Source organism: Methylobacterium sp. Leaf106 (assembly GCF_001422895.1).
In the GTDB taxonomy this organism is placed as follows: Bacteria; Pseudomonadota; Alphaproteobacteria; order Rhizobiales; family Beijerinckiaceae; genus Methylobacterium; species Methylobacterium bullatum.
Map to the genome: position 1 here is coordinate 678,180 of NZ_LMNB01000012.1, position 20,998 is coordinate 699,177.

A 20,998-nucleotide genomic window follows, 5' to 3' on the forward strand; every position below is an offset into this window, starting at 1 on the left:
CATGACCGACATTCTCCACCGGCGGCTCGCCTCGCCCCTGGCGTCGCTCCTCGCGGTGCTGGCCCTCGTGCTCGCCTTCGCCGTGCCCGCACAGGCGCAGCTGAACCTGCGGATCGGCGGCGGCTCGTTCCAGCCGATGCCCATCGCTGTGGCCGATTTCTCCGGCGATCCGAGCCTCGGCCTGCTGGTGTCGAGCGTGGTGACCAACAATCTGCGCCGGTCCGGTTATTTCGTGCCCCTGGAGAAAGGGAAGTTCCCTGAGAATCCCGGCTTCGATGCGGTGCCGGGCTTCGACAAGTGGCGTGCCGCCGGCGCCCAGGCCCTCATCACCGGCCGGGTCGGGCGTGATCCTTCGGGCAAGCTCAAGGTCGAGTTCCGGCTCTGGGACGTCACCTCCGGCCAGCAACTCACCGGTCAGCAGTATGGCGCCGACGTCGCCAACGCGCGCCGCACCGGGCACCTCATCTCCGATGTTGTCTATACCAAGATCACCGGTCTCGGCGGCTGGTTCGACAGCCGCATCGCCTTCGTCGACGAATCGGGATCGAAGGAGAACCGCCGCAAGCGCCTGATGGTGATGGACCAGGACGGCGCCAATGTCCGCGCGCTGACCAACGGCGAATCCGCCGTGGTGGCCCCGCGCTACTCGCCCTCGACTCAGGACATCGCATTCATGACCCAGGCCACCGGCCAGCAGCCGCGTGTCCAGGTGATCAACCTGGAGACCGGCGCGCGTCAGGCCATCGGCCGGATGGATTCCATGAGCACCAGCCCGCGCTTCGCGCCGGACGGTCACCACCTCGTCATGAGCGTGCAGCAGGGCGGCAACGCCGACATCGTCAAGATGGATCTCGGCTCGAAGGCGCAGACGCCGATCACTAACGGCAACGCCATCGACACCTCGCCGACCTATTCTCCCGACGGCGGCAAGATCGTGTTCGAATCCGATCGCGGCGGCTCGCAGCAGATCTATGTGATGGGGGCCGACGGCTCGAACCCGACCCGAATCTCTTTCGGCGAGGGCTCGGCCTCGCAGCCGGCCTGGTCGCCGAAGGGCGACCTCATCGCCTTCACCCGGCAGCGCAAGGGCGGCTTCGCCATCTGCGTGATGAAGCCCGACGGTTCGGGCGAGCGCGTGCTCACGGAAGGCTTCCACAACGAAGGGCCGACCTTCGCGCCCAACGGCCAGTACGTGCTGTTCTTCCGCGATCCCGGCGGCCAGGGCGGCGGCAAGCTCTACATGGTCGATATCACCGGCAAGGTGGAACAGCCCGTCCCGACGCCGTCCTACGCCTCCGACCCGACCTGGTCACCGCTATTGGCTGGGAAGTAGGGGCTACCAATCGGGTTCGAGGCGAGACGGACCGGAGCCCGTATCCCGTCCTGCCTCGGTCAGAAGAGCCGACTGTTTGCGCAGGGCGTGCGGCAGTGCGGCCAGAGCCGGATCGTCGAAGCGTAGATGCGGTAGGCGGCTCGTCACGAGGGACGCAACGAGGTGGGCCTGAGCTCGGTCGCGTTCGCGCTTAAGTGGATCACGGTCCTGGCGTCCAGCGAGCCAGAGCTTGTGCAGAGCGAAGGCGCGCGGGTCTGGGACGATCATCGTGAGCGGATATCCGCGGGCATCGATGACCGTGGCTGTCGCTTTGGGGCTGTTGACGAGCCAGGCCAGCCCCTCGATCTCGACGGCTTCTAGGTCCGTCGCCTCCGCGCCGATCCGGCTCCGTCCCCGCTTGACCATGAGGTCTTTCGGTGCCGGCGTGATCAGGTCGACCATGTAGCCATCGCGGTTGATGGCGCGGAAACCGCCCTGTCCCATGACTTCGAAGGAATGGTCGACCCTGCGCAGGAGTCCCGCCACGCCCGTGAGTGACACCTCCGGGGCCATCAATCGGAGGGAGCGGCGTGCGTCGAACAGCAGGTCGACATCGGCCGTTGCGAGGTGTGCTCCGGCGATCTGGACCCCGGCAAAGCGCTCATAGGCGAACAGGGCATTCGTCCCCACCACCTCGATACCTGAGCCGATCAGGTTCGCCCTGCCCAAGGCACGCAGGATGCGCGCTGCGATAAGGGGCAGACGCCCGAGGTTGAGGGCTCGATTGACCGGGGCCATGGCGTCGAGACGTGCGGCAAGACCGGCCATCCTCTCCTGCAGTCTCGTGCGGCCATCATGAAACTGAAGGGCGATCGCCTCCGTCTCCGCTCCGCGCGGCCCCAGGGATTTCCATGCGTCGCGTCGCTTGCGGTAGAGATAGTCCCGTCCGCCCACCGTCTTCCACGACATCGAGCCTGAGAACCGCCGGTCCAACTCTCCCTGCGTCATCGCGTATCCGGAGAAGACCTGTTCGACATCGATAGTCTGTCGTGCCTGATCACCGCTTAAATCTCTGAAAAACATGAGATTATCCCTCAAGCGTCCGATTTCGGTCTTCGGAGGGATAATGCGCCGATGGCGCTGGAGAAGCCATTGGTCCGACTGCGTTTATTCATTCCGCGACGAACATTCGTCCGGCAAGGAATCATCGCTCACGCTCCGTTGCATCGTGTCTCTCATCACTCCGCCGGCAGCAGCCGGTCCCGCGCCTTGAGGGCCGGGAACAGGCGGCCCCACAGCACCGCCACGAGGATCGTCGCGAGCCCGCCCGCCACCACGGCCGGCACCGCGCCCACGAGGGCGGCGAGCGTGCCGGATTCGAACTCGCCGAGTTCGTTGGAGGCGCCGATGAACACCGTGTTCACCGCCGAGACCCGTCCGCGCATGGCATCGGGCGTCTCGCCCTGGACGAAGGTCTGGCGCACGTAGACGCTGATCATGTCGGCCGCCCCCGTGACGAACAGGCAGGCCATCGAGAGCGGCAGCGAGGTGGACAGGCCGAACGCCGTGATGGCGAGGCCGAAGACCGCCACCGCCTGGAGCATCCGCTGGCCGGCATGGCGTTCGAGGGGGCGATAGGCCAGCAGGATGGCGGTGACCACTGCGCCTGCCGCGGGCATGCTACGCAGGGCGCCGAGCCCGAGGGGGCCGACATGGAGGATCTCGGCGGCGAAGATCGGCAACAGGGCGGTGGCGCCTCCCAGCAGCACGGCCACGAGATCGAGGCTGATGGCGCCGAGCACCACCGGCTGCGACCGGATGTAGGACAGGCCGGCCGAGAGGGTGACCCAGGTGACGGGTGGGCGCTCCGTCACGGCAGCGGGGCGGAAGCGGATCGCAACCACGAGGGCGCTCGCCAGGGCGAAGCTCGCCGCCGCCGCCCCGAACACGGCGGCGGGCCCCAGCATATAGAGAAATCCGCCGGCGGCCGGGCCGAGGATCGATGCGCTCTGCCAGAGCGAGGCGTTCCACGCGATGGCCGATCCGAACAGGGGGCGCGGCACCAGGGTCGGAAGAAGCGCCTGGAGCGCTGGGTTGGCGAAGGCGCGCGACGTGCCGATGACGACGACGAGGGCATAGATGGGCCAGATCGAACCGGTGCCGGACAAGGCGATGGCGACGAGACCGAGATCGGCCGCGGCCAGGGTCGCATAGGCGATCGCCGTCACCAGACGCCGGTCGTAGGTATCGGCCACGTGCCCGGTGATCAGGGCGGAGAGCATTGCCGGAAGGAAGCTCGCGAGCCCCACGAGGCCGAGGGCGAGAGCCGAGCGGGTCAGGTCGTAGACGAACCATCCCACCGCCACGGCCTGCATCTGGTAGGCAAGGCCAGTGAGGAACCGCGCGGCGCCGTAAAGACGGAAATCGCCGTTGCGGAAGACCGACCAGCGGGGCGCGGCGGGTTCTGTCATGAGGGATGGGCCAAGGGCGTGAAGGGAGAGCCGCACCGCATCGTCTCGACAAGGCCGAGGGTGCGACAGTGATGCCGCGACTACGCCGCATGCGAAGTGCTGCCTTGTCGAATTGCTAATCTATCGGCCGAATAATTGCTGGTCGGGACGGAGCGTCATCGGGTTGTGCCAGCATGAACCAAACTAGCCTTGGGCTGAACCCGGAAGGCCAAGCTCAGCTTCCTGCTGACGTTCAAAATATCGTGGCTTCGTCTTCACGCGGCTCGATCCGTGCGTTCCAAAGGAGCGACATTCCGCAGGTCTGCCAGTTGTTCTCGCAGACATTCCGCCTGGGCAGGAGCTATCGAGCGGCCAAGCTCGCCGCTTGCCTGGAGGCGACGTATTTCGATCCTCCTGGTTATACCGAAGGTACCGGCTCCATCGTCCACCTGGACCGGAACGGGGTATTGGATGGCTTCATGGGCGTCATCGCCATGACCATGGTCGTCGGGGAGCGGACCCTGCGCGCCGGCATCCTCAGCGCCTACATGGCCGCCGATCCCGACAACAACCCCGGCATCGGCGTCAGCCTCATCCGGGGCGTCACCGCCCGCGATTTCGACCTCCTCTTCACCGACACCGCCAACCGCACGTCCCTCGATATCGCCCGTGCCACCCGCTTCGTGATCCTGCCGGCACAGAGCCTCGAATGGGTGAAGATCCACCGGCCTGCGGGGACGGCGGCGTATTTCCTCGGCAAGCGTCTGCCCCGGCTCGCGCGTTGGATCGTTCCGATGGCCCGCGCGGCGGATAGCGTACTCCGGCGATTCCTGCCCTCCGGCTTCCCACGCCCCGACGGGATCGTCTCGCGTCCCATCGCCGCCGCCGACTTCGCGGAGGCCGCCCGTCCCTTCCTCGCTCACTACGATCTCAAGCCGGACCCGACCGAACTCGGCTGGTTCGTCGAACAGGCCGGTCTCCAGACCAAGTATGGCCCTCTCCAGATCCGCGAGGTGGTGGACCGGACCTCCCGCCGGATCGGGTTGTATCTCCTCTACGCCCGCCGGGACGGCGTCGCCTATGCGCTCCAGCTATTGGCCCTGCCCAACCGTGAGGAACTCGTCGTCGGCCAGATGTTCGCCGACGCGGCTGAATTCGGGGCCGTGGCCGTGCGCGGGGCGACCTCACCCGACCTGATGAAGGGGCTCTTCCGCCAGAAGGGGCTCTTCTATCACCACGTCATGGGAACGATCGCCTGGACGCGCGATCCGGAGGTGGCGGCGACACTTCGCGGCGGCAACGTGTTTCTCGGCGGGATCGCCGGCGAGACCTGGGCCCGGATCGTCACCGAGGATTTCTCGTAACGGGGCGGATTCCTCAGGAGGCGTATTTCACCGTGCAGCCATAGGGCTTCGCGGTTCTCACGCTCACCGCTTTGCCGGCGGCGATCTCGGTGAGGGCGAGATCCACGTAATTCTTCGCGGTCTTGAGGTCGTCGAGATTGGCGGAAGGCTTGTCGTCGATGCCGCCCTGGTAGAGCAGGGTGCCGTCACCCGAGACGATGAACATGTGCGGCGTCGTTTTGGCGTCGTAGGCGCGGCCGATCGTGCCGGCGGGGTCGAGGATCACGGCGGTAGGGGCGGCCCCCCGGGTCTGGGTCAGGCGGTTGGCGGCCTGACCGTCCACCGCGCCCTGCTCGCCGGGGGCGGAGGAGATGACCGACAGCCAGACGATGCCGGCCTCGGTCCACTTCTTCTGCAGGGCCTGCATCGCCTGTCCGCCGTAATGCTTCATCACGAAGGGGCAATCGTGGTTGGTCCATTCGAGGACGACGGTCTTGCCCCTGTAATCCTCCAGCCGGACGGTGCGGCCATCGGCATCCGTGCCGGTGAAGAGCGGAGCGGGCTTGCCCACCTGCGGCCCCGCCGCCATCGCCTGGCCGATGGGCAAGAGCCCCACGAGCACGGCGGCGAACGCGGTCGCGAGAATCATCCGGCGGGGCAGGGCCATGGCTCTCACCTTTTCGTGGTCTCGAGGGTGGCGCGCCGGTCGGCGGCATTCGCCGGGATCTTGGACAGCTCGTCGAGGACGATGCCCGATGTCAGGATCTGCGGCAGCACGATGGGCTCGCCCGTGCCGGTATAGAGCAGGTAGAGCGGCACGCCGCTGCGGCCATGATTCTCCAGAAGGGTGGTGATCTCGGGGTTCTGGTTGGTCCAGTCGCCCTTGAGATAGGTCACGTCACGCGCCTTGAACGCGGCCTTGACGCTTTGGGTGCCGAGCGCCGTGCGTTCGTTGACCTGACAGGTGATGCACCAGGCCGCCGTCATGTTGACGAAGACCGGCTTGCCCTCGGCCACGAGGGAATCGAGGCGGGCCTGCGTGAAGGGGGTGATGCCCTCGGCCGTTGCATTCCTCATATCCGCCGAGGCCCGGTCCTGGTCGAGGCCGAAGGTCAGCGCGAGGGTCGCCGCCAGGGCCGCAACGGAGGTCAGGCGGGCGAGCCCGGCGCCGATGCCACCCGCGTGGCGGGCCCGCTCCCAGGCCCAGGCGGCGAGGCCTACGAGGACGAGGCCGATGAGAGCGGCCAGGAGGCCGGCCGATCCGACCTGCTGCGACAGCACCCAGACGAGCCAGGCCACGGTGGCGTAGATCGGGAAGGCGAGCGCCCCCTTCAGCGTTTCCATCCAGGCCCCCGGCCGTGGCAGGCGGCGGACTGCCGCCGGCCATGTGGTGAGGACGAGGAAGGGCAAAGCGAGGCCGAGGCCGAGGCTCGCGAACACAGTGAGGCTCACCAGCGGTGCCTGCGTCAGTGCGAAGCCTACCGCCGAGCCCATGAATGGGGCGGTGCAGGGGGTGGCCACCACCGTCGCCAGGATGCCGGTGAAGAACGACCCTTCGAGCCCCGCCCGCCGGGTCAGCCCATCGCCGAGCCCTACGATGCCGCCGCCCAGATGGACCACGCCGGAGAGGCTGAGGCCCATGGCGAAGAGCAGGTAGGCGAGGCCCGCCACCACGAGGGGGGATTGCAGCTGGAAGCCCCAGCCGATCCCGGCGCCCGCGCCCTTGAGGGCGATGAGCAGCCCCGCCAGCGAGAGAAAGGCGGCGAGGACGCCGGCGGTGTAGGCGAGGCCGTGAAGGCGCACCCGGGCGGCCGGCTCGCCTGAATGCTTGACGAGGCTCAGCACCTTGATCGACAGCACGGGAAAGACGCAGGGCATCAGGTTGAGGAGGAGCCCGCCGAGGAAGGCGAGGCCGGCCGCACTCCACAGGGTCAGGCTCTCCTCCGACGAAGTGTTTCGCGATGCGGAGTCCGATGCCGTGGGAATCACCCCGGTGGGTGCGGCGGCCGGCGCGTCGCCGATGGCATAGGAGCGCTGGACCGTGCCATCGGCGGTCTGCTCGTCGAAGGTGAGGACGCCGGGAAGCTCCGTGGGGGCGGGCTCGCCGGGTGTCGCCCGCGCAAGGCTCAGACGGAACCCCTTGTCGTCGATGGTCAGGGTCTGTGGAGCGGCGTTCTCGATCGCCGTCTCCGAATAGGGGAAGAAGGCCGGTTGGCGGATCGCGTCGGGTTTCAGGCCGGGCGCGTCGGCGGTGAGGACCAGCCTGTCGCCCTCGCTCGTGAGTGTCACCGGCCAGGGCGAGGGAACGGGGAGGGCCGCGCGGGCATCCTCGAACAGCAGGACATTGGCGGCCGAGCTTCCCACGCTGGTGCCCGGAGCGGCCACCGGCACGCTGAGCTTCAGATCGGCGGAACCCGGAATGCATTCGCGCTCGCAGACGAGGTAGGTGAGCTTGGCCGTCAGTGTCACGGGCTTGCCGGGCGGAAGCACCGCCGGGGGGGTCACCTCCGCCAGCAGCACTGTCTCGCCCTCGAAACCGAAATTCACCAGATGCGCCACCGGGATCCGGCTCGGCGTCGGCCACTGGATCGCGCCCGCCGTGAAGCCCTGGGGCAGCGACCACGCCACCTCCGGCGACAGGCCGGAATCGCCCGGATTGCGCCAGTACACATGCCAAAGCGGGCGCATCACCATGCGGATACCGATGGTGAAGGGTTCCCCGGCCCGGATCGCCCCCGGCTCGGCTACGAGGTTCGCCTTGACGAGATCGGCCGGCGGCTTGAGCCCCTGCGCCGAGGCCCCCGTGGCACCGATCAGCGCGAGAAGCAGGAGGGCGAGGGGCCGGATCATCGAAACCTTGAGGCGGAGGAGCGGGGCACCGGACATGGCACCCTGACGCCTAGATATGGCCGTTTGGTGCCGCGGTAAAACCGGCGGCACGCGATTGCCCGCGACGGAATCGCCGCGGTGCAGTGCCTCACGCGAGTCGGCGAGGCTCACAGGAAGCGCCGGGGGTCGAAGGGCGCGAGGGGGATTTCCGGTGTCGCGCCGCCAACGAGCTGGGCGACGAGGCGTCCGGTTCGCGCCGAACCGACGAGGCCCACATGGCCATGGCCGAAGGCGTAGACGACATCCGGGGTCTTGCGCGCCGGGCCGATGCAGGGCCGCCCATCCGGCATGCTCGGGCGATGGCCGAGCCAGACTTTCAGGCGATCGGCCGGTATCGGGTTCGGCAATCCGGGAAACATGGAGATCAGGTGGTCGCGCAGGATCTCGGCGCGCTTCCAGTTCGGAGCCGCCGCCAGCCCCGCGAACTCCACCTGACCGGCCGCGCGCAGGCCGCCATTCATGAAGTTCACGATCATCTTGGCATCCGATGCCATGACCGGCGTGCGCGGCCCCGCCTCGGCGCCCTCCACCATGACGTGGTAGCCGCGCTCGCTCTCCAGAGGCAGCGGATCGCCGAGGGATGCGGCGAGGGGCTTCGACCGGGCGCCGGCCGCGACGACGGCGCGGTCGCAGGGGATCTCGCCCTGTTCCGTCGTCACGGCGGCGAGGCGTCCGCCTTGCAGTCGGAATCCCGTCGCGCGGGTGGCGACCAGGGTGGCGCCGCGCGCCTGTGCCAGTTCGGACAGGGCGGCGACGTAGCCGCCGGGATCGCGGCAATGGCCGGCCTCCTCAACCACGAGGCCGAACGTGTAGCGCCGATGCAAGCTCGGCTCCCGCTGCCGCAACTCATCGGCCGAAAGTTCGAGCCAGGTGACGCCGACCTTGCGCCTGATTGCCCAGGACCGCGCCTCGCGCTCGAAGGCCGCCCGGTCGGGATAGACGTGCAGCACGCCGCGCCGCTCGACGAGCTGCGGGACACCCGCCTCCTCGGCGAGCGTCGCGTGGAGCTTCGGTGCATCGAGGAGGAGTGTCCGCATGGCGCGGGCGGTGCGCTCGATCCGGGGCGTGGTGGCAGCCGCGAGCAGAAACCGCGTGAGCCAGGGCATGACCTTGGGCAGGTAGGCCCAGCGGATCGAGAGCGGACCGAGCGGATCGAGGAGGAAGGAGGGCACCCGCTTCCACATGCCGGGCTCCGCCGGCGGGATGACCGAATGCGACGAGAGCCAGCCGGCATTGCCATAGCTCGACGCCTGCTCGCCGCCGGGCGGGCCGGGATCGACCACGGTGACCCGGTGGCCCGCCCGCAGGCATTCGATGGCGCTCACCGTCCCGACCGCGCCGGAGCCGATGACGACCACGTGGAGGTCCGTCTGAGCGGTCATCCGTTCTGTTCCCGTGTGGATATGTCGGTTAGCCTCGTCCTCAAGCGCGGCGCCCGCTGGCCTGCAAAGGTTGCGTCGCCGCCTCGAGCCACGCCCGCGTCTCGCCGTCGAGATCGGCGCTCAGGGCCTGCCGCACCCGCGCATGATACGAATCGATCCAGGCGATCTCGGCCTCGTCCAGCAGCGAGAGGTCGATGAGGCTGGCATCGTAGGGGGCGAGCGTCAGGGTCTCGAAGCCGAGCATCGGCCGGTCCCCGCCGGGGACCGCGCGCTCCTCCACGAGGACGAGGTTCTCGATGCGGATGCCGTAGGCGCCGGCCCTGTAATAGCCCGGCTCGTTGGAAAGGATCATACCGGGCGAGAGGGCGGTGGTGCCGGTCTTGGCGATGCGCTGCGGGCCTTCATGGACGGAGAGGAATGCGCCGACGCCGTGGCCGGTACCGTGATCGAAATCGAGCCCCGCCTGCCAGAGCGGCGCGCGGGCGAAGGAATCGATCTGCGCGCCGGTGGTGCCCTTCGGGAATATGGCACGCGCGATGGCGACATGGCCCTTGAGCACGCGCGTGAAGCGGTCGCGCATCTCCTCCGTCGGCGTGCCGATCGCGACGGTGCGGGTAATGTCGGTGGTCCCGTCCGCATATTGCGCGCCCGAATCGACGAGGAAGAGTTCGCCCTCGCCGACCGTCCGGTCTGTGTCGCGGGTGACGCGGTAATGCACGATGGCGCCGTTGGGGCCGCTGCCCGAGATGGTCGGGAAGGAGATGTCCCGCAAAAGGCCGGTCTCGCGGCGGAAATTCTCCAGCGTCTCCACGGCGGCGATCTCGGTGAGGCGGCCACCCTGCGCCTGCCGCGAGAGCCAGGCGAGGAAGCGGGTCACCGCGATCCCGTCGCGAAGATGGGCCGCGCGCGATCCGGCGATCTCGCCCGCATTCTTCACCGCCTTCATCAGCGTGATCGGGTCCGGGCCGGGATCGACTCTGCCCCCGGCCTCCTCGATCAACGTCGTCAGTGCCGAGGCGCCCGTGGCGGAATCGACCCTGATCCTGGACGCTCCGGCAGCGAGACCGGCGAGGGCCGCGTCGAAATCCGCCCGCCCGGCGATGTCCGCAGCGGGCGAGAGCGCGTCCCGCATGGTGGGATCGATGGCCGACGAGGTGAGATACAGGGCGGCACGCCCGGTTCGGGGGACGACGGCATAGCCCAGCGCCAGGGGCGTATGCGCCACGTCGCCGCCGCGCAGGTTGAACGCCCAGGCGAGATTATGCGGATCGGAGATCACAAGAGCGTCGCAGCCGCCGCGCCCGAGCGCTTCGCGGATGCGGCGGAGCTTGGCCTCGACGGAGTCTCCGGCGAGTTCGAGGGGATGCGCCACCACCGCGCCTGCGGGGGCGGCGGGCCTGTCGGCCCAGACCGCATCGACGGGGTTCTCCGCAACCGGTGAGATGCTGGCCCCGGCCTTGGCCGCCGCCTTCTCCAATTTGGCGACGCCCTCGGCGGTGTGGAGCCAGGGATCGTAGCCGAGTACGGCGCCCTGCCTCAGGTGCTCGCCGATCCAGGCCTCGACACTGGTCTCTGCGAGCTGAACCGGGGTGAGGATCGTGGTGTCCACCTGGGCCGGGGCCTGGAGCGTGTAGCGCCCGTCCACCACCAGGGCCGCTTCGTCGGCGAGAATCACGGCGGTGCCGGCCGAGCCGGTGAAGCCCGTGAGCCAGGCGAGGCGCTCGGCATTCGCGGGCACGTATTCCGACTGATGCTCGTCGGCGCGGGGCACCACGAACCCGTCGATCCCCGCCCGCCGCATCGCCTCCCTCAGGGCGGCGATGCGCGTCGCGCCCTCCCGGTGGCTCGGATCGTCGAAGGTCTGGAAGCGGGCGCGGCTCATGGCGCCGAGAGTTACGCGCCGCCGGACGAGGCGGCAACCGCCCTCAGAGCGGGCGCGGTGCCGCTCCGCCGCGCTTGAGCATCAGCGTCGCCCAGCCCTCGATCAAGCCATGCCGGGCGAGGTGGAAGCCGCGATGGCGATAGGTGGAGAGGACGCCGGGCACGTCGCGTTCGATCAGCCCCGAGAGGATGAGCACGCCGTGATCCGCCACCGTCGCCGTGAGGGTCGGCGCGAGGCGCTTCAGGGGCCGAGCGAGGATGTTGGCGAAGACCACGTCGAAGCGCCGGCTCCGGTTCGCGCTCGCGTGCCGCACGCCGGGTCCGACATAGAGCCGGACGAGGCCGCCGAGACCGTTCAAACGGGCATTGCCCTTGGCGGTGGAGACCGCCTCGGGGTCGAGGTCGCCGGCATGGACCGGCTGATGCAGGGCTTTGGCCGCCGCGAAGGCGAGGATGCCGGTGCCCGTGCCCACATCGAGAACATGCGCGGGACGGCCCTGCTTGAGGATGCCGGCCAGCGCTTTGAGGCAGCCCAGCGTCGTGCCGTGGTGGCCTGTGCCGAAGGCGAGGGCCGCCTCGATCTCGATGGCCAGATCGTTGGGCCGCACAGTGTGGCGGTCATGCGCGCCGTGGACGAGGAACCGCCCGGCGCGGACGGGATTCAATCCTTCCAGGGAGGCGCGGACCCAATCCTGCTGGTCGATGGTCTCGAACAGAGCCGCATCCGCCTGTTCGCCCACCAGGGGGCGGATCAGGTCGCGGACCATCTCCTCGTCCGGCGCGTCGGCGAAATAGGCCTCCAGCCGCCAGGTCTTGCCGTCCTCCGCCTCGAAGGCGGCCACCGCCGTCTCCGTCGGATCGAACATCTCGCCGAGGATGTCGGTCATGGCGCGCGCCGACCGCTCGTCCGTGAGGAGGCGCAGCACATGGGTGGGGCGGTTGGGATGAAGGCCTTCGAGCATGGTGCGGGCTCTAGCATCCGCGGGGATTGCCCGCCACCGTCGCGGAACCGAACCCGAACCTTCGCGTTTTTCTGCGCTTCTCCTGTCGTCCCTGCGGCGTTCGAGGGTGCGGTGTTGAGTACGAACCAGAAGAAAAGCATAACCCGGGCCCCCGTGGCCATCGTCGGCAGGAGGACCGCCAGACGCCTCCGTGCGAGCGGAGCCTCGGGTCTGCTCGATTCCGAGCCGCATTTCGAACCGATTCCGGGTTCGATGCTGGTTCTCTTGAGCCGGCTCCATCGCGCCGAACGCCGGATCAAGCCGGAGGACGAACCGCCCGCGCCCTGAGTTCATGCCCTCATGGGTGGCCGCGATTCGTGCTATCCGCGCTTGTAATTGGCCGGTGCGGTTCGCGAGGATCGGATTGCCGCGAGAGGGATGCGCGTCTCCATGATCCAGGCTAGCGGCATTCGAGGCAAGGGAATGCGATCCTCCGAGACCGGCGTCTGATTCGCATCCCGTGCTCGATTTCACCCCCGACGAATGGAGCGCCATCGGCCTGAGCTTGAAGGTCGCCTCCGTGGCGACGCTGGCGAGCCTCTTTCCCGGTCTCGGCATCGCCATGCTTCTGGCGCGCGGACGTTTCCCCGGCCGCGCGCTCTTGGACGGCCTGGTCCACTTGCCCCTGATCCTGCCTCCCGTGGTGACGGGCTATCTCCTGCTGCTGTCGTTCGGGCGGCGGGGCATCTTCGGCGCGGCGCTCGCCAATGTCGGGATCGTATTCTCGTTCCGCTGGACCGGAGCGGCGCTGGCTTGCGCGATCATGGGGTTTCCGCTGATGGTTCGGGCCATGCGCCTGTCCATCGAGGCCGTGGACCGGCGCATCGAACAGGCCGCCGCCACCCTCGGAGCAAGGCCGAGCGCGGTCTTCCTCACCGTCACCCTGCCGCTCGCCATGCCCGGCATCCTCGCCGGTTCGGTGCTCGCTTTCGCCAAGGCGATGGGCGAGTTCGGCGCCACCATCACCTTCGTCTCCAACATCCCCGGTGAGACACAGACGCTGCCCTCCGCGATCTACAGCCTGACTCAGGTGCCGGGCGGGGAGGGGGCCGCGTTGCGCCTCACCCTGATCTCGGTGGCCCTGTCGATGGCGGCCCTCCTCGTCTCGGACCTGCTGGCCCGGCGCCTCGCGCGCCGCCTCGGCGCGGGGTGAGGAGGCCCATGTCAGCCACCCGCGACTCCGCCACTCAGGACTCCGTTACCCTCGACATCGACGTGTCGCTCACGCGGGGGGCCTTCAGCCTCGACGTCGCCTTCACCGCCGGCCCCGGTCTCACCGCCCTGTTCGGCCGTTCGGGCTCGGGCAAGACCACGGTGATCGATCTCGTCGCCGGGCTGGCGCGGCCCGATCGGGGCCGCATCGCGGTGTCGGGCGAGACGCTTCTCGACAGGGAGCGGGGGATCGCCGTTCCGGCCCATCGTCGGCGCATCGGGGTGGTGTTCCAGCAGGCGCGGCTGTTGCCGCATCTCAGCGTGCGCCGGAACCTCGGCTACGGCCGGGCCTTCGCGCGGAGCCGCAGCGACGGGATCGCCTTCGACGGCGTCGTCGATCTCCTCGGCATCGGCCATCTCCTCGACCGGCGGCCGGCGGGGCTGTCGGGTGGCGAGGCGCAAAGGGTGGCGATCGGCCGGGCCCTGCTCAGCCGGCCCCGGCTCCTGCTCATGGACGAGCCCCTCGCCGCCCTCGACGAGGCCCGCAAGGCCGAGATCCTGCCCTATATCGAGCGCCTGCGCGACGAGGCTGGTCTGCCCATCGTCTATGTCAGCCATGCGGTCTCGGAGGTGGCGCGGCTAGCGCGCACCGTCGTGGTGCTCGAGGCCGGCCGTGTCGCCGCCGTCGGCACGGCCGATGCGGTGCTTCGCCGGGCGGACCTCCTTGCCGCGCAGGGGGGAGAGGCCGGCGCGCTCCTCGACATGGTCGTGGGTGAGACCGATCCCGAGACCGGCCTGACGCGCCTGAGCGGACGTGCCGGTCGGCTCTCCGTTCCCCGCCTGACGCGGAGCCCCGGCACGGCGGTGCGCATCCGCGTGCCGGCGCGTGACGTCCTCCTCGCCACGCAGCCGCCGCTGGGTTTGAGCGCACGCAACCTGTTCGAAGGGCACGTCGTCTCGATCCACGCCCTCGGCGAGGCGGCGTCCATGGTGGAGATCGACTGCAACGGCGCCCTGCTGGCGGCCCGCCTGACCCGCGCCTCGGTGCGCGATCTCGCCCTCGCGCCCGGCCGCGCCGTCTACGCCGTGGTGAAAAGCGTCGCCTTCGATCCCCAGAGCGTCGGCACGGCGAGGCCGGAGGCGGTGGAGATCTGACCGCGCGCCGGCCTGATTCTTAAAAAACTATCTATCCCCTTGAGAATTCCTTTCTCATCTTCGTGGACAGTGGTGGGTAATCGGCGGGTTTTAAAGACTGGTTTACCCTCGCCGTCGTTTTTGGTTGCATGCCACGACCACCTTCGAAAGGGCGTGCAATGACGATCCTCAGTATCTCTCCGATGTCGATGCCCACCGTCGCGCCAGTCGCTCCGATCGTGAATGCCCCGGCTCCGGTGCGTAAAGCCGGCCCGGCGACGACGGTCGGCACGCCGTTGGATCCACCCGTGCGCTTCGATGTTCGGCTGGACGACGCACCCGTCGCCGACGATCAGGCGCCGAAGCCCGACACAGAGGCGCCGACGGCCGATGAGCGCCGCATAACGGTGGATCAGGACACCAAGAGCCTCGTTTATCAGGTGGTGGACCCGAATTCCGGTGATGTCGTCGTTCAGTTGCCCGAGGCCACGATCCTTCGAGCCCGCGCCTATGCGGAGGCGACGGCGATGCGGGCGAAGGAAGATCAGCACCCCCTCGATCGAACGGCCTGACGGGAACTGGGGCCGGAAGCACAAGCCGAGGGAGGGTGGGCAAGCAAGGTCGTAGCTCGGGCTACGACCTTTTCGTGGTTGGCCCGTAGAGCCGGCGTCGTTGTTTACAGGAAGCTGAGAGACCCCTCCAGCGGGTTAGCCGAGGAAACCGGCACTGGTTTGCCCGGCGGCCATGGTATCGCGACAGCCGATCCAGCGTGCCGGTATGCGTCGCGAGGCGTACGCACGCTTCCAGAGGGGCACCCTCGTGCGTCAGGTGCGCAGCCCGGCGGCGATCTGGTGATTGATGTTGATGAGGGCCGATAGCTTCTCCGCCTTCGGGTCGATCATCGTGTCGATCATCCGCTTGAAGACGAAGGTCGAGAGTTCGGCAATGCTCGTCTTGATTTCGATCGGCAACTGGCTCTCGGGAGCCGTCGCGGCACCGGCAATGATCGTCCAGACTTTCTGATTGAAGTTCAGGGCCTCGTTCAACGCTCCCGACTGGTTCTGCCAATCTTCCTGGATCGTCTGGAGCCGGCCCGCTGCCTTGATAAGGACGGCTGCCTCCGCCTCCCGAGGCGACAACGCGGTCTGCGCGACCCGTGCATAGGCACTGGCTCCGTAGGACATGGTCGATCCTTCTCCCGAAGCGGCCGAGCTGATTCGGGCCGCTGGAGGCAGACGTTGACGGGGTAAGGTTAAAATCTGGTAGCGGACGGATTTCGCCCCAATCATGCCGATAAGCTGGCGGAGGACTTGGAGTGAGGTGGATGACCTCGCCTTGTCCGACTGGATCGACCGACACGATGGCGTGCGCTGCAGCAAGGGAACGACGCCGGACGGCATTATGCAACGTATCAGTTAGATTTTGCGGTCATGCTGCGTCGAAGCAGACCCGCGCTGCGGGTGGGCACGATTTTTCGCAGACATGATGAATTTTCTGCTCGGTACGCTCGCCGGAGGGCTCATCGCCGGGGTCGTCACCATCGTCGCCGTCCGACAGCCCGAGGTCCAGGCCAAGCTCGGCCTCTATCCCGTCTCGTCGGCGCTGCTACTCCCGGCGGCTCCGCCGCGCATCGAGCCCCCTTGCAGTCTCATCCCCGCCCGTCCTCAGAGTGACCAGACCATCGGCCACCCGGACATGCTGTTCTCCAAGCGACGCTTCTGGTTCGTGGCCCCGTGATGGGGGCGACGATCACAGGCTGCTGAGGAGGAACATCACCATCGTCGTCGCCACGGTGGTCGAGAGGAAGCCGCACAGAGCCGCCGCGAAAGACGGGCCGGTCGCCGACGAGTGGGCGGCGTGGGACGAGAGCAGGGTGAGATCGCTGTGTTGTGCAGACGCGTTCATGACGGAATTCTCCCGACGGACAAGCTTTCCGTCGTTCGTGAAGCTGTGACGTGGGGATGGCGGTGCGGCTGTGCGTCGCCGCACCGGACAGGCGCGTACAGAGGCACTCCGCAGTAGAGCGGATGCCGATTTGAGTTCGAATTGTCAGTCGGAAGAGGCCAGAACGCAGTATCCGCATCCGGCCTCACCGTTCAGTCGCAGCGATTCACCGATTTGGCGGCCCGCAAAGCCCGCGTTTCGCTGCGAAGATCGATGGCGACGATGCCGGCACCGCAATCCTCGAAGGCTTCCTTCGCGTCCTCGTACCGGTCGCCGACTTCGTCGAGGGTGTCGCAGACCCGGTCACGGTTGCCGAGACGTGCTTCCTCGCGAGCCTGGTATCGCAGCGCCGCGGCCTCCTGGATCTTCCGTTCACCCTTGAGGCAGGAGGGAGCCGCGAGGGTGGGGGTGATCATGCACAGCACGAGGCCAAAGGCGGCGATGGGCGTTGCAGGAGCGAAGCGCATGGGAAAATCCGATTGTGCGTCTCGTTGAAGGTGGGCTGTCCGTCTTTCGATCCCGGCGACATGGTCCGGTCGGTCCCTGATCAAGTTTAAGGCCAGTGATCGGTCGTCATCGTCGAGTCTGCCGTTCAAACGGCGAACTCACGGCGAAGGTTCCGCAGGTTTCTTGCGCCTGCGAGAGGCCAGAATCTGGTCGAGGCGCACCGGTACACAGGCATGGACGTCGACCCCGACATCGTATTGCCGTGGGGCCGGCGTGAGCTTGCCGTGGGAATGGCCGTGGAGATTGAGGGCGCCGCGGCCGATGCCGTTCCAGGTCCGGAACGCGTAATGGCAGAGGACGAGCCGCCGCCCCTCCACGTCGATCTCGGCATAATGGGCTACCGAGGCCCAGTCCCGCAGGGCGAGCGTGCCCGGACCGTCATTGTTACCGACGATCAGGTGCTTAACGCCGTTGAGGGCGCCGACGATCTCGGCGATGCGCGCGTCGGAGGGGCCGACCGCCACGTCGCCGAGATGCCAGATCGTGTCCTCCGGCGCGACCCTCTCGTTCCAGTTGGCGATGAGACCGGCATCGTGGGCCGCGAGGTCCGGATAGGGACGCCGGTCGATGTTCAGCGCACGCCTGTCGCCGAAATGCGTATCACTGGTGAACCAGACCGCCACGACTCCGACCGGCTCAGCCGCCGGGCCGGAAGCGCATGGGAACGGTGACGGCGAGGCTGCTCACGGAGACGCCGGGAGGAGCCGCCGGCAGCGAACCGCGCACGGCGGCCAGCGCTGCGCCGTCGATGACGCTGATGCCGCTGCTGCTGGCAAGCCCGGCACTGAGGACCTGACCCGAGCGTGAGACGGTGAAGCGCACCACGGCGGTGCCCCCCGCAGTCCCCGCCGCCGCGTTGCGATTCATGCGGCCGTTGATGGCCGAGGCCAGGGCTCCCTGCCATTGGCGCAGGGCACTCGGATCGTTGCCGGAGGCGGACGAGCCCGTGCTCGCCTGCCGGGCGGAGGAGGCCGAACTGGCGGGCCCGCCCTCCTGAGCGGCGCGCGTGCGGGTCTCGCGCGCAGCCCTGAGCTTGGCTTCCTTGGCCGCCTTCAGCTTCGCCTCGCGGATGGCCTCGCGCTTGGCCTCCAGTTCCTCCCGGCGCTTCGCCTCGATCTTGGGATCGGGCTTCGGCTTCGGTTTGACGATCTCGACGGGCTTGGGTGGCTTCACCGGCTCGGGCGGCTTGGCCACGACCGGCGGCGGGGGAACGAGGGGCTCGGCCATCTCGGCGGTGGAGGTCACCACCTGCTCTTCCGGCGGCACCTCCGTGATCGTGTCGGGCGTGACCACGGGCTGGGTCTCGTCGGGGGGGATCTCGGCGGTCTCGGGCGGCGTCACCTCCGCCATGTCGGGCGGTTGCACCTCTTCCACCACGTCCGGCGTCTCGACCGGGGTCTCCTCCGCAGGGGGAGGCACTGCCTCCGTCATGGCGGGAGCCGACGGGGCTTCGGCCTCCGTCGATTGCGGCGCCAGATCGATGGTGATCGTGTTTTCACCGGGGGGCGCCTTGGGCGGCTGACCGAACAGCATCATGCCGGCCAGCACCGCCAGGTGAAGGACGAAGGCCACGAGGAAGGCGGCAGCGAGTCCCGTGGGACCTTTTGGTCCGGGTTCACGTGTCGAGACGAGGGCGCTCATCGGGTCTACCGCGGTGCTCCACTCGCCGCGGGGGCAGCCGGAAGCGCTCCGCCCGGGGATTGCGCGATGAGCGACACCTTGGTGAAGCCGGCCTGGCCGACGAGGCCCATCACTTCCATGATCTTGCCGTAGGGCACGTCCTTGTCGCCGCGCACCAGCATGACCTGGGTCGGGTCTTCCGCCGCCAGCGCCTTCAGGCGCGGCATGATCGTCTCGGGCGTCAGCTCGTCCTTGGCCAGGAACGGCTTGCCTTCCTTGTCGATGGAGATTTCAAGCGGCTTCTTCGCCTGAGCGACCTTGGCGGCCGTGGTCTTTGGCAGTTGCACGGGCACGCCCGTCGTCATCAGTGGCGCCGCGACCATGAAGATGATCAGCAGCACCAGCATCACGTCCACCATCGGAGTGACATTGATCTCAGACATCGGCGCCGAGTCGAGGTCGTCCTCGTCGTCGCCGCCGCCGCTGGCGCGGACCGAACCCATACCCATCGTTCGCCCTCCGGGGCATCGGCGGCCGGCTCGATGGCCCGCCGCATGTCGTCACCGGGCCGCCGCATCCGCGCCGGCCATGGAATGTTCAGAGCGTCGAGAGAGCCGTGCTACTCGGCGGCGGCGGCGTGCGGCACGCTCTTGCGGTCCCGCGCGAGGCGGTTGCCGAGGGTGCCGATGCTCGCGACGAAGGCGGATTGCACCCGGCCGAGATCGTTGGTCAGCTTGTTGTAGGCCATCACCGCCGGGATCGCGACGATGAGGCCGATGGCCGTGGCGAAGAGGGCCTCGGCGATGCCGGGGGCCACCACGGCGAGCGACGTGTCCTGGCTCTGGGCGATGGACGAAAACGAGTTCATGATCCCCCAGACCGTGCCGAAGAGGCCGATGAAGGGGGCGGTGGAGCCGGAGGTCGCCAGAAGCGGAAGGCCGCTCTGGAGGCGCTTGACCCGCAATGTGAGGGCGGCCCGCATGGCGCGCTCGATACGGTCGCGGCGCTCGGCACGGGTCTCGGTGGCATCCTGGTCGCGCCAGGCCTCGAGACCGGCCTGAACGATGCCCGCATCGATCCCCGATCCCGTCGCTTCGAGCGAACCGCCGGAGCGGACCAGGGCATCGAAGGCCTTGGCCTGACGCTTGGCGGCGGCGAAGCGGACGAGCTTCTCGAACACCACCGTCCAACAGGCGATCGAGGCGACCACCAGCAGGATCATGACGCTTTTGACGATCGGGTCCGCCTGGAGAAACAGGCCGATGAAGGAGAAGTCGTGGGCGGCAGCGGCCGGCGCGGAAGTCGGATCCATGGCGGGCTCCTCGGGTTTCGTTGGGTGGCGATCGCCGAGGGGCGACCGGATCGGCGTTCGGACGGGCCGTCGGCCCGCCCGCGGGGTCAGCGCGTGAACGTCGCGCTCGTCTTGCTTTCGGTTTCGATCCGGTCGAGGCAACTCTCGCGGCTGGCCTCGCCGCCTTCGCAGGCGAGGACGTCGTTGAGGAGGATGCGGCCGATCTTCGGGCAGGCGAGGGACGGGAAGTCGAACAGCCGAACCATCGTCTTGCGGTCCTGGATGGGGCCGAGTTCGACGGCGAGGCGCTTCTGCGCGACGCCTTCCGTATCGAAGGCGAAGAGATCGAGCTTGAGGGATTTCAGCGCGGTGCCGCGGCTGTTGTCCACGAGGAGATAGGTGCGGCAGGCCTCGCCCGCCGGCTCGAGCCGGTTGAGTTCGAGCTTCAGGGCGGGAGGCTTCGCATCCTGGGCAACGGCGGAGCCGGCCCATCCCAGCGTGAGGGCGGTGGCCACCAGGGCGGCGCCGACGGCCCGGACGGGAGAAAGAGTTGGGAAGTCGATCACGCAGTGCGCCTCTTTCATAACGGTCCGGTTCTCCTCGGTTGCGGCAGTCCCTGGTCGCCTGCGTCGAAACGCCATGGCAAACGGGAAGCGCCGAGACCCCTGGCAGGGCTCGTCTTCGGCGGTTCCTCGGGCAATGAGCGCGACGCTCGCGTTCCGGTGTCGCTCCAGCCTGACCCGTGGCGCCCGGCTTGCGCACCGCCGCATCGTTCGACGTGGCGCGGAGTATCCGAATTGATCCGGCAAGATCAAGCTTTGGGCTGAAAATCAGAGCAGTTCCAAACTGTTACTGCGACGCTCCACGCGGGCATCGTTGATTTCCTAAACGTCCCAAATAAGTTGCCTGATCGTCCCGACCTCTCGCGCTTACTCCCGAACCGCAATCATCCTCTCCACCGGATGCGATGGTGTTCCGGGCGGACCTCTCCCGTTGGGGGGGGCGGACGGTGCGAGGAGCCGGCGGTGAGCCGAACCCTTGATGCCGCTTTTCCACATCTCCATATCGCGATGACCGGCAGGCGACCGCCGG

Annotated in this window: 21 protein-coding genes; 6 read left to right on the forward strand and 15 right to left on the reverse strand. The window is 68.2% G+C overall.

From position 1 onward, the window contains the following. Position 1 precedes the first annotated feature (1 nt). The gene (tolB, locus tag ASF34_RS10895) at positions 2-1,333 is read left to right on the forward strand and encodes a Tol-Pal system beta propeller repeat protein TolB (RefSeq protein WP_056161049.1); all 1,332 of its coding nucleotides are present in this window, start codon (positions 2-4) and stop codon (positions 1,331-1,333) included. 3 nt (positions 1,334-1,336) lie between these two features. Here tolB and ASF34_RS10900 read toward each other — a convergent pair whose 3' ends face one another. Continuing rightward, the gene (locus ASF34_RS10900) at positions 1,337-2,320 is read right to left on the reverse strand and encodes a GSU2403 family nucleotidyltransferase fold protein (protein WP_244478960.1); all 984 of its coding nucleotides are present in this window, start codon (positions 2,318-2,320) and stop codon (positions 1,337-1,339) included. Positions 2,321-2,550: 230 nt separating this feature from the next. Continuing rightward, positions 2,551-3,783: an MFS transporter gene (locus ASF34_RS10905; protein ID WP_056161053.1), complete on the reverse strand. Its 1,233-nt coding sequence runs from the start codon at positions 3,781-3,783 to the stop codon at positions 2,551-2,553. A 242-nt stretch (positions 3,784-4,025) separates the two neighbouring features. Here ASF34_RS10905 and ASF34_RS10910 point away from each other — a divergent pair, with 242 nt between their 5' ends. Further along, positions 4,026-5,126: a hypothetical protein gene (locus ASF34_RS10910; RefSeq protein ID WP_056161055.1), complete on the forward strand. Its 1,101-nt coding sequence runs from the start codon at positions 4,026-4,028 to the stop codon at positions 5,124-5,126. Positions 5,127-5,139: 13 nt separating this feature from the next. On the opposite strand, the gene ASF34_RS10915 is transcribed toward ASF34_RS10910, so the two are convergent. The 5 genes from ASF34_RS10915 to ASF34_RS10935 all read right to left on the reverse strand — a co-directional run bounded on the left by ASF34_RS10915 (position 5,140) and on the right by ASF34_RS10935 (position 12,219). After that, positions 5,140-5,772, reverse strand: coding sequence for a redoxin domain-containing protein (locus ASF34_RS10915; protein ID WP_056161056.1), 633 nt, complete (start codon positions 5,770-5,772; stop codon positions 5,140-5,142). A gap of 5 nt (positions 5,773-5,777) precedes the next feature. Further along, positions 5,778-7,955 carry a protein-disulfide reductase DsbD family protein gene (locus ASF34_RS10920; protein WP_056161173.1) on the reverse strand — a complete coding sequence of 726 codons (2,178 nt, stop codon included), beginning with the start codon at positions 7,953-7,955 and terminating at the stop codon, positions 5,778-5,780. A 146-nt stretch (positions 7,956-8,101) separates the two neighbouring features. Further along, positions 8,102-9,376 carry an NAD(P)/FAD-dependent oxidoreductase gene (locus tag ASF34_RS10925; RefSeq protein WP_056161059.1) on the reverse strand — a complete coding sequence of 425 codons (1,275 nt, stop codon included), beginning with the start codon at positions 9,374-9,376 and terminating at the stop codon, positions 8,102-8,104. Positions 9,377-9,416: 40 nt separating this feature from the next. Further along, positions 9,417-11,258 (reverse strand): aminopeptidase P family protein, encoded by a 1,842-nt coding sequence (locus tag ASF34_RS10930; RefSeq protein WP_056161061.1) that lies wholly within the window; start codon positions 11,256-11,258, stop codon positions 9,417-9,419. A 43-nt stretch (positions 11,259-11,301) separates the two neighbouring features. Further along, the gene (locus ASF34_RS10935) at positions 11,302-12,219 is read right to left on the reverse strand and encodes a 50S ribosomal protein L11 methyltransferase (protein ID WP_056161063.1); all 918 of its coding nucleotides are present in this window, start codon (positions 12,217-12,219) and stop codon (positions 11,302-11,304) included. Between the two features lie 499 nt (positions 12,220-12,718). Here ASF34_RS10935 and modB point away from each other — a divergent pair, with 499 nt between their 5' ends. From modB to ASF34_RS10950, 3 genes are all read left to right on the forward strand, one after another. Beyond that, positions 12,719-13,411, forward strand: coding sequence for a molybdate ABC transporter permease subunit (gene modB / locus ASF34_RS10940; RefSeq protein WP_056161065.1), 693 nt, complete (start codon positions 12,719-12,721; stop codon positions 13,409-13,411). An 8-nt stretch (positions 13,412-13,419) separates the two neighbouring features. Beyond that, positions 13,420-14,565, forward strand: a complete 1,146-nt coding sequence (gene modC / locus ASF34_RS10945; protein ID WP_056161068.1) for a molybdenum ABC transporter ATP-binding protein — start codon at positions 13,420-13,422, stop codon at positions 14,563-14,565. Positions 14,566-14,723: 158 nt separating this feature from the next. After that, entirely contained in the window at positions 14,724-15,116 is a 393-nt protein-coding gene (locus ASF34_RS10950) for a hypothetical protein (protein ID WP_018041999.1), read from the forward strand. Positions 15,117-15,368: 252 nt separating this feature from the next. Here ASF34_RS10950 and flaF read toward each other — a convergent pair whose 3' ends face one another. Further along, entirely contained in the window at positions 15,369-15,728 is a 360-nt protein-coding gene (gene flaF, locus ASF34_RS10955; RefSeq protein ID WP_018042000.1) for a flagellar biosynthesis regulator FlaF, read from the reverse strand. A 298-nt stretch (positions 15,729-16,026) separates the two neighbouring features. Here flaF and ASF34_RS10960 point away from each other — a divergent pair, with 298 nt between their 5' ends. Then, entirely contained in the window at positions 16,027-16,281 is a 255-nt protein-coding gene (locus tag ASF34_RS10960) for a hypothetical protein (protein ID WP_018042001.1), read from the forward strand. A 12-nt stretch (positions 16,282-16,293) separates the two neighbouring features. On the opposite strand, the gene ASF34_RS23105 is transcribed toward ASF34_RS10960, so the two are convergent. The 7 genes from ASF34_RS23105 to ASF34_RS10990 form a co-directional block, all read right to left on the reverse strand. Further along, positions 16,294-16,449 carry a hypothetical protein gene (locus ASF34_RS23105; protein ID WP_018042002.1) on the reverse strand — a complete coding sequence of 52 codons (156 nt, stop codon included), beginning with the start codon at positions 16,447-16,449 and terminating at the stop codon, positions 16,294-16,296. A 191-nt stretch (positions 16,450-16,640) separates the two neighbouring features. Continuing rightward, positions 16,641-16,904, reverse strand: a complete 264-nt coding sequence (locus ASF34_RS10965) for a hypothetical protein (RefSeq protein ID WP_443136533.1) — start codon at positions 16,902-16,904, stop codon at positions 16,641-16,643. A gap of 189 nt (positions 16,905-17,093) precedes the next feature. Then, complete coding sequence (locus tag ASF34_RS10970; RefSeq protein WP_056161072.1) at positions 17,094-17,618, reverse strand: metallophosphoesterase family protein; 525 nt, start codon at positions 17,616-17,618, stop codon at positions 17,094-17,096. A gap of 13 nt (positions 17,619-17,631) precedes the next feature. Further along, a complete protein-coding gene (locus tag ASF34_RS10975; protein ID WP_056161073.1) occupies positions 17,632-18,636 on the reverse strand; it encodes an energy transducer TonB family protein in 1,005 nt (334 codons plus the stop codon). A 5-nt stretch (positions 18,637-18,641) separates the two neighbouring features. Continuing rightward, a complete protein-coding gene (gene tolR, locus ASF34_RS10980; protein WP_056161075.1) occupies positions 18,642-19,124 on the reverse strand; it encodes a protein TolR in 483 nt (160 codons plus the stop codon). 110 nt (positions 19,125-19,234) lie between these two features. Then, positions 19,235-19,927 (reverse strand): MotA/TolQ/ExbB proton channel family protein, encoded by a 693-nt coding sequence (locus ASF34_RS10985; protein WP_056161077.1) that lies wholly within the window; start codon positions 19,925-19,927, stop codon positions 19,235-19,237. An 86-nt stretch (positions 19,928-20,013) separates the two neighbouring features. After that, a complete protein-coding gene (locus ASF34_RS10990) occupies positions 20,014-20,490 on the reverse strand; it encodes a hypothetical protein (protein WP_018042008.1) in 477 nt (158 codons plus the stop codon). Between the last annotated feature and the right edge of the window lie 508 nt (positions 20,491-20,998).